The organism is Corallococcus sp. CA047B (genome assembly GCF_003612065.1).
GTDB lineage: Bacteria > Myxococcota > Myxococcia > Myxococcales > Myxococcaceae > Corallococcus > Corallococcus praedator.
The window spans coordinates 1-18,026 of the sequence record NZ_RAWD01000200.1; the positions used below are offsets into that span (position 1 = coordinate 1).

Genomic DNA, 18,026 nt, shown 5'->3' on the forward strand with positions numbered 1-18,026 from the left:
GGGTGGGCGCCAGGGAGCCTTCGAGCAGCGCCCGCAGGGCGTTGCCCACCGCCTGCACATGCGACGGCTGAAGCAGTTCGTAGTGGTTGCCGGGAACGCGCAGCGTCCGTACGCCTCCGCGCACGACGCGGGCCCAGCCCCAGTCCTGCGAGGAGGCGTCCCGGATGCCGCCCTCCGCCCCGGCCAGCAGCGTCAGCGACCCCGCGTAGTCCCCGGGGCGGTAGGCGTGCAGCGCCTCCAGGTTGGCGCGGAACACGGCGTACAGCCGCTCCAGCGTCTCCAGGGGGGCGTCCTCGGGCAGCACGCCACCGTCGCGCGCGGCGCGCAGCAGCTCCAGCAGGCTTCCACCGTGGGCGAGCGACGCCACGGACGCCTCAGGCAACCCCAGGTCCACCGCGAAGGCGCCCAGCAGCGCCGCGTCGTCACCGGGCCCGAGCGGTTGCTCGAAGCCCTCCAGCGTCGAGTCCAGCAGGCACAGCTCGCCCACGGACTCCCCCGCTGCTTCGAGCTGCCGGGCCATCTCGAAGGCGATGACGCCGCCCATGGACCAGCCGAAGAGGTGGTAGGGGCCGGAGGGCCGCACCCGGCGCAGCTCGCGCACGTAGCGCGTGGCCATGGCCTCCACCGTCAGGTCCGGCCTGGCGCCGGTGACGCCCTGGGACTGGAAGGCGTAGAGGCGGCGGCCCGTGAGCCTTTCGCCGAGCGCGCGGTAGCACAGGACGTTGCCGCCCACCGGGTGCACGAGGAACAGCGGAGGCCCGTCGCCCTCGCCGCCCAGGGGCACCAGCACGCCCTGCTCGCCGCCGGCCGTCTCCACGGCGCGCGCGAGCCCCTCCACCGTGCTCGTCTGGAAGAGCGTGGCGAGCGGGAGCCGCACCCCGAAGGCCGACTCCATCCGCGCCAGCAGCCGCAGCACGAGCATGGAGTGGCCACCGAGTTGGAAGAAGTCACTCGTCGCCCCCACGCCCGTGACGCCCAGCACGTGCTCGAAGAGGTCCACCAGCACCGCCTCGCGCGCGTTCCGGGGTGCGAGGCGCGCGCCGTCCGGGCCCGCGGCCGCGGCCGACAGGGCCGGCAGCGCGCGCCGGTCCACCTTGCCGCTGGGCGTGAGCGGCAGCCGCTCCATCACCGCGAAGCGACCCGGCACCATGTACCCGGGCAACACGCGCGCGAGGCCCGCGCGCAGCGTCTCTCCCCAGTCCGCCGGGGCACGGCCTCCCAGCGGTGCGACGTAGGCGGCGAGCAGCGCCTCCCCGCCCGGCGCCGCGCGCACCTCCACCGCGGCCTCGGCCACGTCGGGCAGCCCCAGGAGCACCGCTTCGATCTCCCCCAGCTCGATGCGGAAGCCGCGCACCTTCACCTGGCGGTCGACGCGGCCCACGTACTCCAGCGAGCCGTCCTCCAGCCGCCGCGCCAAGTCTCCCGTGCGGTACAGCCGCGCCCCCGGCTCCGTCGCGCAGGGGTCGGGGATGAAGCGCTCGGCCGTCAGCGCGGGCCGGTTCAGGTAGCCGCGCCCCAGCTGCACGCCCCCGATGAACAGCTCGCCCAGCGCGCCGGTGGGCAGCAGGTTGAGGTCCGCGTCCAGCACGTGCAGTCGCGTGTTGAAGACGGGGAAGCCGATGGGCACGGTGGGCCGCGCGTCCCCGGGCCTGCATGTCCAGTGGGACACGTCCACGGACGCCTCGGTGGGGCCGTAGAGGTTGTACAGCGTCGCGCGCGGGAGCCGCTCGATGCAGCGGCGCTGGAGGACGCCCGGCAGTGCCTCGCCGCTGCAGAAGACGCGCGTCAGGCCGTCCAGTGCCTCCAGCCCTGGCGCCTCCAGGAAGAACTGGAGCATGGACGGCACGAAGTGCACCGTGGTGATGCGCGCGGAGGCCAGGGTCCGCACGAGGTAGGCGGGATCCTGATGTCCGCCAGGGCGCGCCACCACCAGCCGGGCTCCCACCGCGAGCGGCCAGAAGAACTCCCAGACGGACACGTCGAAGCCGAAGGGCGTCTTCTGGAGGACGCGGTCGTCAGGCCCCATCCCGTAGGCCGCCTGCATCCAGGCGATGCGGTTGTGGATGCCGCGGTGGGTGACGAGCGCGCCCTTGGGCCGCCCCGTCGAACCCGACGTGAAGATGCAGTACGCGGGATGGTCCAGCTCCGCGCCGCCCGGAGGAGGCCGTGTGGCGGCGGAGGGTTCGAGCCCGGAGGTCCACGCGTCGTCGTCGAGCACCAACGCGGTGCCCGCGCCTTCCGGCAGCCGCTCCGCCAGGGCGCGGCTCGTGAGGGTGACCCGGGGACGCGCGTCCTCCACCATCTGGCGCAGGCGCTCCGCAGGCAGTCCAGGCTCCAGCGGCAGGTAGGCTCCGCCCGCCTTGAGGATGCCGTACAGGCCCACCACCATGTCGAGCGAGCGCTCCAGGAAGACGCCCACCAGCGCCTCCGGCCCCACGCCCCGTGCGCGCAGCCGGTGCGCCAGCAGGTTCGCCCGCGCGTCGAGCGCCGCGTACGTCATCGACTCCCCCTCCAGCTCCAGGGCGATGGCCGAAGGCGTGCGCGCGGCCTGCTGTTCGAACGGCACGTGCAGCGCAGACGGGTGCTCGAACACGTGCTCCGTGGGATTCCATGCGCGCAGCAGCTGCTGTCGCTCCTCCACCCCGAGCAGCGACAGCCGGCCCACGCGCTGCTCCGGCCCCTCCACCATCGCGGCGAGGACCGTGCGCAGGCTGCCCGCGAGCCGGGCCACGGCCTGCGCGCCCAGGCGATTCGCGTCGTAGGTGAGCGCCAGCCCCAGCGACGCGCCGGGGTAGACGGCCAGGTGCAGCGGGAAGCCCGTGCGCGGCGGGCCCAGCTCCTCGACGCCCGCGGCGAAGACGCCCCGCTCGCCACCACGCAGGGGCCAGGGGTCCACCACGAGCACGCTCTCGAAGAGGAGCCGCCCGGCCCCCACCTCGCTCCAGCGCTGCACCTGCTCCAGCGGCACGAGTTCGTGCTCGCGCAGCTCGGCCTGCTCGCGTTGCAGCTCGCGCAGCCACGGGAGCACGGGCTGTCCGGCCGTCACACGGACGCGGACCGGCAGCGTGTTGATGAGCAGGCCCACCAGCTCCGTCACCCGCGCGACGGGAGCGGAGCGCCCCGACACCAGCGAGCCGAACACGGCCTCCGTCGCCCCCGCGTGTCGTGCGAGCACGAGCCCCCAGCCCGCCTGCACCAGCGTGCTCAACGTCAGCCCGTGGCGCGCGCAGAAGCCCTGGAGGGCTTCGGTCTCGCGGGCGTCCACGCTCACGACGTGGCGGGCGTAGCGGGGCTCCCCGGACGCCACGGTGACATCCGGCCCACCGTGGGGCAGCGGCGTGGGTGAGTCGAAGCCCCGGAGGGCCTCCGTCCACAGGGCCCGCGCGGGCGCCAGGTCCTGCTCCCGCTCGTGGCGCACGAAGTGACGGAAGTCCGGCGACGCCGCGAACACGGGCGTCCTCCCCGCGAGCACGGCGTCATGGTGCTCCGCCACTTCCGACAGCAGCAGGCCCAGGCTCCAGCCATCCAGGATGGCGTGGTGAAAGGACAGCGCGAAGCGCCAGCCGCCCGTGGGGGCCCGGGACAAGGCCAGCCGGAACAGCGGCCCCTCCTCCAGCACGAAGCCCCGCTGCAGATCCTCTTCCAGGAAGCGGCGCCAGTCGGCGTCGGACACCGCCGCCCCATCCCCGCTTCCAGAGTCGGCCTTGAACCCTTCGACGACCCGCTGGGCCGGCGCTCCGGCGTCGTCCAGGACGAACACCGTGCGGAGCGCCGCGTGTCGTTCCACGGCCGCCGTCCACGCGGACCGGAACGCGTCCACGTCCAGCGTCGCGGGCAGCAGGCCTCCCACCTGCTCGAAGTAGTCACGCGAGGCGGGCGAGAACAGCGCCCGGAAGAGCATGCCTCGCTGCATGGAGGTGAGCGGGGCGGACTCCCCGGGCGAAAGCCGCACGGCGTCCTCGGGCTGAATCCCCCCTGCGGGCCCGGACTCCAGCGGAACCAGCTGCTCGGCGAACGCGGCCACCGTGGGGTGCTCAAAGAGCTGCTTCGGCGAGGACGCGAAGCCCTCCCGCCGCAGCCGGGACACGAGCCGCATGGCCGCGACGGAGTCGCCTCCCAGCGAGAAGAAGCTGTCGTCCGCGCCCACCGACGTCCGGCCGAGCACCTCCGCGAACACGCGCGCCACCCACTGCTCGCGGGGACCCGACGGCGCCCTCCCCTTCGTGCGCTCCACCGGCGGCTCCGGGAGCGCCTTGCGATCCACCTTGCCGTTCAGCGTCGTCGGCAGCGCGGGCAGCACGACGAAGACGGACGGCACCATGTACTCGGGCAGCCGGGCCTCCAGCGCCTCACGGAGTGCTTCCGGCGACAGCGAGGCCCCCTGCCGCGCCACCACGTACCCCACCAGCCGCGCCGCGCCTGAAGCCGCATCGCGCACCGCGACCGCCGCGTCCCGCACGTCGGGAACGGCCCGGAGCGCGGCCTCCACCTCGCCCGTTTCGATGCGGTGTCCCCGCACCTTCACCTGCGAGTCCTCGCGCCCGCGAACCTCCAGCATCCCGTCGGCGCGCAGGCACCCGACATCCCCCGTGGCATACAGCCGCGCGCCCGGCGTGGCGCTGAAGGGATCCGGGACGAAGCGCTCGGCCGTGAGCGCGGCGCGCCCCACGTAGCCTCGCGCCACGCCCACGCCCCCGATGTAGATCTCGCCGCACACGCCGGGAGGCACCGGTTCCATGCACGCGTCAAGCACGTACACCGGGGTGTTGAGGACGGGCCGGCCCACCGTCAGCCGCGCGTCCCCGGGCCGTACCCGCGCCACCGTGGACCAGACCGTCGTCTCCGTGGGGCCGTAGAGGTTCCACAGCGCCCCGCCCGTGGCGACGAGCCTCGCGGCGAGATCGGACGGAAGGGGCTCGCCGCCGCACAGCGCCGTCATCCGTCGCGGGTTCGTCCAGCCCGCCTCCAACAACATCCGCCACGCCGTCGGGGTGGCCTGCATCACCGTCGCGCCCGCGCGCTCCAGCCGCTCCGCGAGCCGCGATGCATCCCGGGCCTCGTCGCGCGTGCACAGCTCGATGCGCGCGCCCACCCGGAGCGGCAGGTACAGCTCCAGCCCCGCGATGTCGAAGGACAACGTCGTGACGGCCGCCAGCACGTCGTCCCCGGACAGCCCCGGGGCCTCCTCCATGGACGCAAGGAAGTTCTCCAGCGCCGCGTGGTGCACGCTCACGCCCTTGGGCCGGCCGGTGGAGCCCGACGTGTAGAGGACGTAGGCCTCGTCCATCCCGAGCGGGCCCGGGACCCGTTCGACGCCCGCGTCCCGCACGTCCTGCGCCTGCGCGTCCAGGCGCCACAGGGTCCCCGCCTCCGGGCCCAGGCGCGCCTCGCAGCCCTGCTCGGTGAGCGTGAGGCGCAGCCCCGCGTCCTCGGCCATCAGCGCCAGCCGCTCGCGCGGGAAGTGGGGATCCAACGGCACGTACGCCGCGCCCGCCTTCAGCACGCCCAGCAGGGCCACCGGCAGCCGGTGCGTGCGCTCCAGGCACACGCCCACCCGGTCCCCCCGCCCCACCCCGTGCGCGCGCAGCCGGGCCGCGAGCGCCCAGGCCTCGTCCCGCAGCGCGCCATAGGTCAGCGTCCCGTCCACCGCCACGACCGCGGGACGCCCGGGCTCGCGCGTCGCCTGCGCATCGAAGCGGGAGACCACCGTCTCCTCGTCGGACGGCGCGTGCACCCCGGGCGAGCGCTCCGCCAGCAGCCGCGCACGCGCACCTGGCGACAGCAGGCGCAGCGTGTCCAGCCGCGCGCCAGGCCGCGCCAGTGCATCCGCGAGCAGCGCCTCGTACGCGTCGAACAGGCGGGCCACGGTCGCGGCCTCGAACAGGTCCGTGGAGTACTCGATGGCCACCCCCATCCCCTGCTCCCGCTGGAGCACGGTGAAGGTGAGATCGAAGGTGGACGTGCCCGACTCCAGCGGCACCTCACGGGCATCCACGTCCGCGAAGGCCCCCTGTGCCGTGCCCTGTTCGTTGAGCACGAACATCGCCTGGAACAGCGGCGTGTGCGCGGTGCTGCGCGGCGGTTGCAGGTGCTGCACCAGCCGGTCGAAGGGCAGGTCCGCATGGCTGAACGCCTCCACGCAGGTGGTCTTCACGCGCGCCACCAGTTCTTCGAAGGACAGCCCGGGGCTCACCGCCGTGCGCAGGACGAGCGTGTTGATGAAGCAGCCCACCAGCGCTTCGGTCCCCGCCACGCCCCGTCCCGCGATGGGCGTGCCCACGAGGATGTCGTCCTGACGCGCATGCCGGGCGAGCACCGCCTGGAACGCCGCGAGCAAGAGCATGAAGGGCGTGACGTCCCAGGCGCGGGCCCGCGCAGGCAACGCGGCGGTGAGCGCCGACGACAGCTCGAAGTGGAGCGTCCGGCCCCGGTCCGTGCGCATCACAGGGCGCGGGAAGTCCAGGGGCAGCTCCAGCACCGGCAACGGCCCGGCCAGCTTCGCCTCCCAGTACGCGAGCTGCGGCGCCAGCAGCTCCTGGGCCCACAGCCGCTGCTCCCACACGGCGTGGTCCGCGGGCTGGTACGGCAGCGCGGGCAACAGGGCCGACGTGCCCATCCGCTCCCCGGCATAGAGCGCCGCCGCGTCGCGCAGCAGCACCTGGATGGAGGCGCCGTCCGCGACGAGGTGGTGCATGGACAGCACCAGCCAGTGCTCACCCGCGTCCAGGGTGTAGAGCTGGGCGCGGAAGGGCGCCTCGTGCTCCAGCGCGAAGGGCGCGCGGATGAAGCGCGTGGCCCGCTCCACCACCCAGGCCTCGCGGACCTGACGGTCCACGCGGGAGGCATCCACGCTGGAGGCGTCCACGCGCTCCAGCACGAAGTCCACCGGGGCGAACGACTGGACGGGTTCGCCCTCCACCAGCGCGAAGCGCGCTCGCAATCCCTCGTGGCGGGCCGTCAGCGCACGCAGGGTCCGCTCCAGCGCCTCCGGCTCCAGCGCCCCCGTGAGCTTCAGCGCCGTAGCGAGGGTGTAGAACGCGCTGCCCGGCGCCAGCTGCTCCAGGAAGTACAGCCGCTGCTGCGCGGAGGACAGCGGCAGCGGAGAGACGCGCGGCTGGGGTTCCACCGGGGGCAGGCGGAGCAGGCCGCGCGCCGCATCCAGCCGCGCCGCCAGCTCCTCCACCGTCGGCGCCTCGAAGAGGGCGCGCAGCGGCAGGGACACGTCGAAGAGCGCCTCCACCCGGGAGCGCAGCCGCATCGCGAGCAGCGAGTGCCCGCCCAGCTCGAAGAAGCCCCGCCGCACGTCCCGCACCGGCACGCCCAGCAGCTCCTCCCACAGCGCGCACAGCCGCGCTTCCGTCTGCGTCCGGGGTGCTCGCGCTCCGGCACCCTCCGTGCCCTGCGCGAGCCCGGCGGTCCGCAGGGCCGCGCGGTCCACCTTCCCATTGGGCGTGAGCGGCAGCTTCGGGAGCACCGACCAGAGCGACGGCACCATGTATTCGGGCAGGTGCTCCAGCAGCGCCGCTCGCAGGGACGACGGCCCCAGCGTCCGTCCCTCGCGGGGAACGACGAAGCCCGCGAGCTGCTGTCCGCCCGTCGCGTCCTCGCGGGCCATCACCAGCGCGTCCGCCACGTCCGGAAGGGCCCGCAGCCGGGCCTCCACTTCCCCCAGCTCGATGCGGAAGCCGCGCACCTTCACCTGGTGATCCAACCGGCCCAGGTACTCCAGGCGCCCGTCCGCCAGCCAGCGCACCCGGTCCCCGGTCCGGTACATCCGGCCCCCGGGCTCGCGGCCGAAGGGATCCGGCACGAAGCGCTCCGCGGTGAGGTCCGGCCGCAGCAGGTAGCCCCGCGCCAGACCATCGCCCGCGAGGAACAGCTCACCCGGCACGCCCAGCGGCACGGGCCGCCACGAAGCATCCAGCACATAGGCGCGGGTGTTCTCCAGCGGCCGGCCCACGGTGGGCGCGCGCGCCTCGTCCCGGGGCACCAGCTCCCACGTCGAATACGTGGTGTCCTCCGACGGCCCGTAGAGGTTGTAGACGCGCTCCACCTGCCCGAGCGCGTAGAGCCCGTCCACGGTGCGCCGGGGCAGCGCCTCGCCCGCCAGGTTCACGCCCCGCACCGAGCGCGGCAGGCCCCCCACGCGCAGCAGCTCCGCCATGGCGGAGGGCACCGTGTTGACGAGCGTCACCTCGTCGCGCCGCGAGAAGGTGGGCAGCTCCAACACGCTGCCCACCACCAGCACCCGGCCGCCGTGCGCCCAGGGGACGAACATCTCGAACACGGACAGGTCGAAGCAGACGGAAGTGGCGGCGAGCACGCCGTCCAGCAGCGCCGGCGGAAAGACGCCCAGCGCCCACGTCAGCAGCAGCGCCGCGCTCCGGTGCTCGATGGCCACGCCCTTCGGCCGGCCGGTGGAGCCCGACGTGTAGATGAGGTACGCGAGCCCGCCCGGAAGGCAGCGCGGCGCGAGCGGCGCGTCGGACTCCTCCAGGAGCAGGCCCTCCAGGTCCTCCAGCAACAGGGTCGCGGGCCGCGCCTCCGGCAGGGCCGCGAGCACCGCGCGCTCGCTGATGACCAGCGCCGACGCGGAGTCCTCCAGCAGGTACGCCAGCCGCTGCGCCGGGTAGTGCGGATCCAACGGCGCGTACGCGCCTCCGGCCTTGAGCACCGCGAGCAGCACCACCGGCAGCTCCACCGTGCGCCGCAGGCACACGCCCACGCGCACCTCCGGCCCCACGCCCCGCCCCATCAAGTGCCGAGCAATCCGGTTGGCCCGGCGCTCCACCTCCGCGTACGTCCACGCGCGCGTGTCGTCCGCCACGGCCACCGCGTCCGGGGTGCGCCGGGCCTGCTCTTCGAAGCGGGTGTGCAGCAGCGCGCCGTCGCGCGGCAGGGCGCCGGGAGGACTCCAGGTGTCCAGCAGCAGCGCCGCTTCCGCCGGAGGCAGCAGCGGCAGTGCGTCCAGTGGCTCCCCGGGCGCCGCCAGCACCACGCCCAACAGCCGCTCGAAGTGGACGAGCCAGCGGTCCATCGTGGCCGGCTCGAACAGCTCGCGGCTGTACTCGAGCTGGCCGAGCAACCCCTCCGGCGTCTCCTTCAGGGAGAGCGTCAGGTCGAACTTCGCGGAGTGGCTCTCGATGTCCAACGGGCGGAGCACCAGCCCCGGCAGTTGGAACTCGCCCTCGGGCAGGTTCTCCAGCACCAGCATCACCTGGAACAGCGGGTTGCGACCCAGGTCTCGCGGCAGGCCCAGCGCCTCGACCAGCTGCTCGAAGGGCAGCGCTTGGTGCGCGTAGGACTCCAACGTCACGGCCTTCACCCGCCGCGCCAGCTCGCGGAACGACGGCCTGCCGTCAAGCGACACCCGCAGGGCCAGCGTGTTGGCGAAGAAGCCCACCACGCCCTCCAGCTCCCGGCGCGGCCGGCCCGCGATGGCCGTGCCAACGACGACGTCCGTCTCTCCCGTGAAGCGGTTCAGGCACGCGCTGAAGGCCGCGAGCAACGTCATGAACGGGGTGACACCCTCCTCCTGCCCGAAGCGCCGCACTTCGTCGGACAGGGCACGGGGCAGCGCGAACGCGCGCGTGGCGCCGCGGTGACTGGAGCGGGCCGGACGCGGATGATCCGCGGGCAGCTCCAGGGGACGCAGCGCTCCGCCCAGCCGCTCACGCCAGAAGTCCAGGTGCTGGCGCGGGGCCTCGGAGCGAAGCCACGCCTCCTGCCACTCGGTGAAGTCCACGTACTGGAGCTCCGGCTCCGGCAGCGCGGGCGGCCGGCCCTCGCACCGCGCGGCGTACAGCGCGGCCAGCTCGCGGGTCATCACCCCCACCGACCATCCGTCGCAGATGATGTGGTGCAGCACCAGCAGCAGGACGTGCTCGGCGCCGTCCAACGCCACGAGTACCGAGCGCAGCAGCCCCGGCTCGGTGAGGGTGAACGGAGCATCCGCCTCCCGGGTGCAGAGGGCCCGCAGCGCGGCCTCCCGCTCCCCGGGGGGAAGCCCGGTCAGGGACACGCGCGCGAGTGCCACGGGCCGGGGCGGGTGGATGAGCTGCACCACCTGCTCGCCCTCCTCCGCGAACGCGGTCCGCAGCGCTTCGTGGCGCTCCACGAGCGCGTCCAGGCTCGCGACCAGCGCGTCCTCGCGCAGCGACCCCGTCAGCCGCAGGGCGAAGGGCATGTTGTAGGTCGCGAGGCCCGGCTCCAGCCGGTCCAGGAACCACAGCCGCCGCTGCGCGGACGATGCAGGGAAGACGAAGGCCTCGTCGGCCTCCAGGGCCACCGCTGGCTGTTCGAGGGCACTCACCGCTTGACCTTCCGTCCCTGCCGCGAGGCGCGGCCAATCCGTTCCGCGTCCACCCCCGGCGCACCCGCGTCGCGAAGGGCCACCACCACCTTCGCCAGCCCCGCCACCGTCGGGTGCTCGAACACCTGGCGCAGCGGCACGTCCACGCCCAGGGCGTCGCGCACCCGCGCCACGAGCTGGGTGGCCAGCAGCGAATGCCCCCCGAGCGTGAAGAAGTCCTCCGTGGCGCCCACCCGCGGCAGCGCGAGCACGTCCGAGAACACGCGCGCGAGCGCTTCCTCCAGCTCGCCGACGGGCGCGACGAACTCCTCCTCCGTCGCGCGCTCCGGGGCCGGCAGCCGGGCGCGGTCCACCTTGCCGCCCGGCGAGATGGGCAGCGCGTCCAGGCACACGTACGCGCCGGGGACCATGTAGTCCGGCAGCCGGCTCTTCAGGAACGCCCGCAGCGTGGGGCCCGTGGGGCGCGTCCCGCCGCGCGGCGTGACGTAGACCACCAGCCGCTTGCCGGCCGGGGGCTCCTCGCGCACCGTCACCACCGCGTCCTTCACGTCCGGGTGCGCGCTGAGCGCGGTCTCGATTTCCCCCAGCTCGATGCGGAAGCCGCGCAGCTTCACCTGGTGGTCGCTGCGGCCCAGGTACTCCACCATGCCGTTCTCCAACCGGCGGGCCACGTCCCCCGTGCGGTACAGCCGACCTCCGGGCTCCGGGGAGAAGGGATCCGGGATGAAGCGCTCCGCCGTCAGCTCCGGCCGCCGGTGGTAGCCCCGGCCCACGCCCGTCCCGCCGATGAAGACCTCGCCCGACACGCCCCGCGCCACCGGCTGGAGGTGCGCGTCCAGCACGTGCACGCGCATGTTGGGGATGGGCAGCCCCAGGGGGACCTCGTGCGTCTCCAGCACCGCCGGGTCCAGTGCGTTCAGGTCGCACGAGGTGGCGATGACGGTGGTCTCCGTGGGGCCGTAGGAGTTGAACATCCGGACGGACGGGCCCACCACGCGCAGCCACGCCTGCACGCGCGAGGGGAGGATCTTCTCCCCTCCGGACACCACCACGCGCACCGACGGCGGCAGCGTGAGCGTTCCCCGCGCCAGCTCCGCGGTCAGCTCCGCCCAGAGCGCGGCGGGCATGCTCAGGTATTCAATGCCCCACGCGTGCACCTTCGCCGTGAAGCCCGCGACGGAGTCCAGCGTGTCCGGTTCGCGGATGACCAGCGTGCCGCCCACGAAGAGGCAGGGGAAGATCTGCTCCACGCTCATGTCGAAGCTGATGGAGGACAGCAGCAGCGCGCGGTCCCCCTGACGCAGCCCGTACACCCGCGACGCCGCGTCGCTGTAGTTGACCAACGCGACGTTGGGGACCATCACCGCCTTGGGCACGCCCGTGGAGCCCGACGTGTAGATGAGGTACGCGAGCGAGTCCGGCCCACCCACGCGCGGCGGGGCCTCCACCGGCTGACGCCCCAGGGCCTCCGCCTCGCGCTCCCACAAGAGGCACGCCACCCCCTCGGGCGGGGACGTCACGCCCAGCAGGTGCTCGCGCGTGACGAGCACCCGCGCCCCCGAATCGCGCAGCATGAACGCCAGCCGCTCGGGCGGGTAGACCGGATCCAGCGGCAGGTACGCCGCCCCCGTCTTCAGGACGCCCATGAGCGTCACCAGCAGGTCCAGGGACGGCTCCAGGCAGATGGCCACCACGCTCTCCGGCCCCATGCCCCGCTCGCGCAGCGCCCACGCGGCCTGGTTCGCCCGCGCATCCCACTCGCGGAAGCTCAGCCGCACGCCCTGGTGCTCCAGCGCGGGCGCGTCCGGCCGCAGCAGGGCCTGCCGCTCCAGCAACTCGCGCGCGAGCCCGGGCTCCACCGGCGTCGCCTTCCTGTTCAGCGTGTCGAGGAAGCGGCGCTCCTCCGGCGGCAGCACGGGCAGCTCGCGCAGCCGTGCCCGCGGCCGCTCCACCAGCCCCTCCAGGAGCACCTGGAAGGCGCGCGCCAGGCGCTCCACCGTCACGAGCTCGAAGAGGTCGGTGTTGTATTCGAAGGTGTAGTCCAGCCCGTCCGGCGACTCGCTCATCGCCAGCGAGAGGTCGAACTTCGCGGTCGCCGTGGAGACCTCGCGGGACTCCATCCGCAGCCCCGGCAGCTCCACGGCGCCGCCGGGCGCGTTCTGGAGCACGAAGAGCACCTGCACCAGCGGCGACTGGCTCAGGTCCCGCTCCACGCCCAGCCGCTCCACCAGCACGTCGAAGGGCAGCGCCTGGTGCGCGTAGCCGGCCAGCACGGTGCGTCCCACGCGCTCCGCGAACACCTCGAAGGGCTCTTCCGGATCCACGTCCGCGCGCAGCGCGAGCGTGTTGACGAAGCACCCCAGCACGCCCTCCACCTCCTGGCGGGTGCGGTTCGCGATGGGCGTTCCCACGATGACGGTGCGCTGTCCGGTGTAGCGGTGCAGCAGCGCCTGGAAGGCCGCCAGCAGCGTCATGAACAGGGTGCGTCCCCCGCCCCGTCCCAGCGCCTCCAGGCCTCGCGCCAGCGCGGGCGGGAGCGTCCCGGAGAGCAGCGCGCCCCGCGTCGTCTGGACGGCCGGGCGCGGCCGGTCCGTGGGCAGGCGCAGCGGCGGCGGGCGCTCGCCCAGGTGCGCCTTCCAGAAGGTGAGGTCCTCCTCCAGCGTCCGCGCACCGGCGCCCTCGCGCTGCCAGACCGCGTAGTCCGCGTACTGGATGGGCAGCGGGGCCAGGGCCTCACCCACGCCCGTCACCCGCGCCGCGTAGGTGCGCGCCAGTTCCTGGAGGAGCAGCTGGATGGACCACCCGTCCGCGACGATGTGGTGCATCGCCACCAGCACGACGTGCTGCTCCGCGGACAGGCGATAGAGCCGCACGCGCAGGAGCGGCCCCGTGGCGAGGTTGAAGGGACGCCGCGCCGCTTGCGCCAGCACGTCCTCTTCCAGGGCCCCGGACACCTCCTCCCGCTCCAGGGTGAAGGCCATGGTCGGGTGGATGACCTGGACGCACTGGCCTTCGTGCACCGCGAACGTGGTGCGCAGCGCTTCGTGACGGTCCACGAGCTGACGGAACGCGCCGTCCAACGCGTCCTCGTCCAGGCGCCCCTCCAGCCGCACCGCGCCCGCGATGGTGTACAGGGGGCTGCCCGGCTCCAGTTGATCCAGGAACCACAGGCGCTGCTGCGCGGACGACGCGGGCAGGGGCCCGGTGCGCGCTACGGCGGGGATGCGGGCCGCTTCCCCGGACGGCGCGCCCGCCGACGTCAGCACCCGCGCGAAGTCCTCCAGCACCGGGTGTTCGAACAGGAGCCGCAGCGGCACCTCCAGGCCCAGTTGCGCGCGCAGCCGCGAAGCCACCTGGGTCGCGAGCAGGGAGTGCCCGCCCAGCTCGAAGAAGTCCTCCGAGGGCCGCGCCACCGGCACGCCCAGCACCTGGGACCAGATGCGCGCCACGCCCCGCTCGGGATCCGTGAGGGGACGCGAGGCCTCCACCACGACGGCCTCATGCGAGGCCGCGAGCGCCGCGAGCGCCTTGCGGTCCGTCTTGCCGCTCACCGTGAGCGGCAGCGCGTCCAGGGGCACCAGCAGCGACGGCACCATGTACGCGGGGAGCTTCGCCTTGAGGGCCTCGCGCAGGGCCGCCAGCTCTAGATGGGTGCCCGCGCGCGCCACGACGAACGCCGCCAGCCGCTTGCCCTCCCGACCGTCGTCCAGCGCCGCCACCACGCAGTCCGCCACGCCGGGCTGCCGGCCGAGGACGACCTCCACCTCGCCCGTCTCCACGCGGAAGCCGCGGATCTTCACCTGTTGATCCACGCGGCCCAGGAAGTCCACCTGTCCGTCCGGGAGCCAGCGCGCGAGGTCGCCCGTGCGGTACATGCGCTCGCCCGGCGCGAACGGGTTGGGCACGAAGCGCTCCGCGGTCAGGTCCGGCCGGCCCAGGTAGCCGCGCGCCAGCCCCACGCCGCCCACGCACAGCTCGCCGGGCGTTCCCGGCGGCACGAGGTTGAGGTGCGCGTCCACCAGGTACACGCGGTAGTTGTCCACGGGCGGCCCGATGGGGACCTGCGTGTAGCGCCGCCAGTCCCGGGTGAAGAGGGCCGTGGTGTTGAGGCAGGCCTCGGTGGGTCCGTAGTAGTTGACCAGGGTGGAGATGTCCGCGTGGCGCTCCACCAGCTCCACCACGCTCGCGCCCAGCACGTCGCCGCCGAAGCAGAGGTAGGGGACCTTCAACTTCCCCCGGGCGCTGCCATGCTCCAGCAGCCCCTTGAGCAGCGCCGGCACCGAGTCCACCACGTCGATGCGGTGCTCCACGACGTAGGCATGAAGCGCCTCGGGCGACACCAGCGTGTCGTACGTGGGCAGGAAGAGCGCGTCGCCCCGCATCAGCGGCAGGAAGAGCTGGTGCACGGAGACGTCCACCGCGGGCGACACCAGCAGCATGTGCCGCAGGCTTCCGGCCGGAGCGAACATCCGCCGCAGCCACGACACCTGGTTGCACAGCGCCCGGTGCTCCATCATCACGCCCTTGGGCGTGCCCGTGGTCCCCGAGGTGTAGATGACGTACAGCAGGTCCCCGGGCCCGTTCACGCCCGGCAGCGGCGCGGCGTCCCCGCCCTGCGCTGCCTCCCCGTCCAGCACGCACCGCGTCCCCTCGAAGCGCACGGCCGGGTGCGCCACGTCCTCCAGCAGCCAGCGCGCGCCCGCGTCCCGCAGCAGCAGCGCGGTGCGCTCCGGCGGGTGCGCCGGATCCAGGGGCAGCCACGCGCCGCCCGCCTTCACCACCGCGAGGATGCCCACCACCATCTCCACGCACGGCCGCGACAGCACCGCCACCACCGCCTCGCGCCCGACGCCCAGCCCCCGCATCCGCCTCGCCAGCGCGTTGCTGCGAGCGTCCAGCTCCCGGTACGTCAGCCCCTGGCCCTCGTGCCACACGGCCAGCGCCTCCGGGTGGAGCGCCGCCTGCTCCGCGAACAGCGCCCCCACTGTCTGATGCGGCGGGTAGTCGTGGTGCGCGGTGTGGAAGCCCGCGCGCAGCCGCGCCTCTTCGTCAGAAGGAAACAGGGACAGGTCGCGCAACGCCGCCTGGGGGCGTGACACCATCGCCTCCAGCAGGCACCCGAAGCGCCGCGCCATCCGCTCGATGCGCTCGGCGTGGAAGAGGGACCGGCGGAAGCTCCACTCCAGCCGGAGGGGGCCGTCCTCACGCACCAGCGCCGTGAGGGTCAGCTCCACCTTCGACGTGGGCAGGGGCGGCGCCAACCGCTCCAGGCCCAGGCCGGCCCCCGCCTCCAGCTTCTGCGGGCCGTCCTCCTGGAGGCTGAACAGCACGTCGAACAGCGCCCCCCGCGCGGTGCCAGCGCCCTCCTGGGCCTGCGCCGCGACATGAGCGAAGGGCAGCTCCTGGTTCGCGAGCGCGTCCTGCGTGGTGCGGGAGACCCGCGCCAGGAACGCCAGGGCGGAGTCCTCCTCGCGGACGGTGTTGCGCAGCACCACCGTGTCCATGAACAGGCCCACCGCGTCCCGCAGCTCCGGGTGCCCGCGGCCGAGCACCGGCACCCCCACCGCCACGTCGCGGGTGGCGCCATGGCGGGACAGCACCACCGCGAAGGCCGCCAGCAGCCCGTTGAACAGCGTGGTCCCCTGGCGCTGGCACAGCTCGCGCAGTCGCGCCGTGAGCTCCAGGGACAGCTCCACCGTCCGGGCGTCGGCCTCCAGCAAGGCGTCCTGGGTGCGCGGTCCGTCCGAGGGCAGGTCCAGCGGCGGAGGCGGCGGCGTGAGCACCTGGCGCCAGTGCGCGGCCTGCGCCCGCAGCTCCGCGGACTCCAGGCGCTCGCGCTGCCATGCGGCGGCGACCCGGGGCCCGGGGCCCGGGGGCGGAAGTGAAGCTCCGGCGTACAGCGCCACCAGCTCCCGGAGCACGAGCTCCACCGACGCCGCATCGGAGATGAGGTGGTGCAGGTCCACGAGCAACAGCGCGGGTCCGTCCGCGCGCTCCACCAGGGCCGCCCGGAACAGCGGCGCCGTCGCGAGGTCGAACGGCCGCGCGAAGCGGCGCGCCAGCGTGGGCACGTCTTCGCTGGACGACAGGCGCTCCAACTGGAAGGGCACCGACGCGGCCACGCGCTGGCGGACCTCGCCGTCCACGAACACGAAGGACGTGCGGAACGCCTCGTGCCGGTGGATCAGCGCTCGCAGCGCTTCCTCCAACCGACCCGCGTCCAGCGCGCCCGTCAGCGCCAGCGCGCCCGTCATGTGGTAGCGCGAGTCGTCCGCGCCGCCCCGGGCCTGGAGCACGTAGAGCTGCGCCTGCGCCGCAAGGACGGGGTGGTGCTCGGCCTCCGCGCCCCGGGGCAGCGGAGCCCACGCCGGCGTGGCCGCGTCCACCCGCTCCGCGAGGGCGCGGACCGTGGGCGCGTGGAACACGTCCACCAAGGACACCCGCCGGCCCGTGTGCTCCGTCACCTGGTGCGCCAGCCGCACCGCGAGCAGCGAATGGCCGCCCTGCTCGAAGAACGAGTCCGTCACGCCCAGGGCCTGCGCGCCCAGCACCCGCTCGAAGAGCGGCAGCAGTCGGGCCTCGGTCGGCGTGGCCGGCGCGACGCGCGGCGCGTCCTCCCGCCCCTGCCCGGGCACCCACACCAGCGCGTTGCGGTCCACCTTGCCGCTGGGCAGCGTGGGGAGCGTCGCCAGCGGGACGAAGTGCGACGGGACGAGGGCGGCCGGCAGCAGCCGGGCCAGGACCTCGCGAGGAGGCCGCACCGGCTCCTGGGGCACATAGAACGCCACGAGCACCGGCCCCGCGACGGCATCCGGCCGCACCACCACCACCGCGGCCGAGGCCAGGCCCGACGTCACCAAACAGGCTTCAATCTCTCCGGGCTCGATGCGGTGGCCGCGCAGCTTCACCTGGTGGTCGCTCCGGCCGTGGTGCTCCAGCTCGCCGGAAGGCAGCCACCGGGCGCGGTCGCCGGTGCGGTACAGCCGCCCGCCCCGCGCGTGCTCGGACGCCACGAAGCGCTCCGCCGTCAACTCCGGTCGCCCCAGGTAGCCGCGGGCCAGCCCCTCGCCCGCGATGCACAGCTCCCCGACGACGCCCGGGGGCAGCAGCTCCCCGGCTGCGTCCAACACCAGCACCTGGGTGTTGAGGACCGGCCGCCCCACGTCCACGGAGGTCTTCTGCGTCAGCTCGCTCACCGTGGACCAGACCGTGGTCTCCGTGGGCCCGTACAGATTGAAGATGCGCGCGGAGGTGAGCGTCCGCGCGCGCGCCAGCAGGTGCGCCGGCAGCGGCTCGCCGCCCACGAGCAGCAGCCGCACCCCGGCCAGGGCCGCCCGCCCCACGGGGTCCTCCAACAGGAGCTGGAGGCGCGAGGGAGTGAGCTGCACCACGTAGCAGCCCGTCTCCTGGATACGCGCCCCCAGCCGCTCCGGGGCGCGCTGGGACGCCTCGTCGGCCAGCACCACCTCGTGCCCCAACCACAGGGGCAGGAGCGTCTCCAGCGCGAAGATGTCGAACGTCGCCGTCGTGGTGCACAGGAAGCGCAGCCGCTCGCCCTCCAGCGGCAGCGCGTCCACCATCGCCGCCAGGAAGTTGGCCAGGGCCCGGTGGGGCACCTGCACGCCCTTGGGACGGCCCGTGGAGCCCGACGTGTAGAGCACGTAGGCCACGTCCTCGGGGTGCCCCGCTTCAAGGACCGTGGCAGCGGGCAACG

General features: G+C 74.0%; 2 protein-coding genes. Both read right to left on the reverse strand.

Going from position 1 to position 18,026, the window contains the following annotated elements; genetic code table 11:
• Positions 1 to 10,312 (reverse strand): non-ribosomal peptide synthetase (locus D7X74_RS26775; RefSeq protein WP_147446687.1); only part of this gene is annotated, 10,312 nt, incomplete at its 3' end.
• Positions 10,309 to 18,024, reverse strand: a complete 7,716-nt coding sequence (locus tag D7X74_RS26780) for a non-ribosomal peptide synthetase (RefSeq protein ID WP_120535844.1) — start codon at positions 18,022 to 18,024, stop codon at positions 10,309 to 10,311. The genes D7X74_RS26780 and D7X74_RS26775, both read right to left, overlap by 4 nt.
• Positions 18,025 to 18,026: the final 2 nt, after the last annotated feature.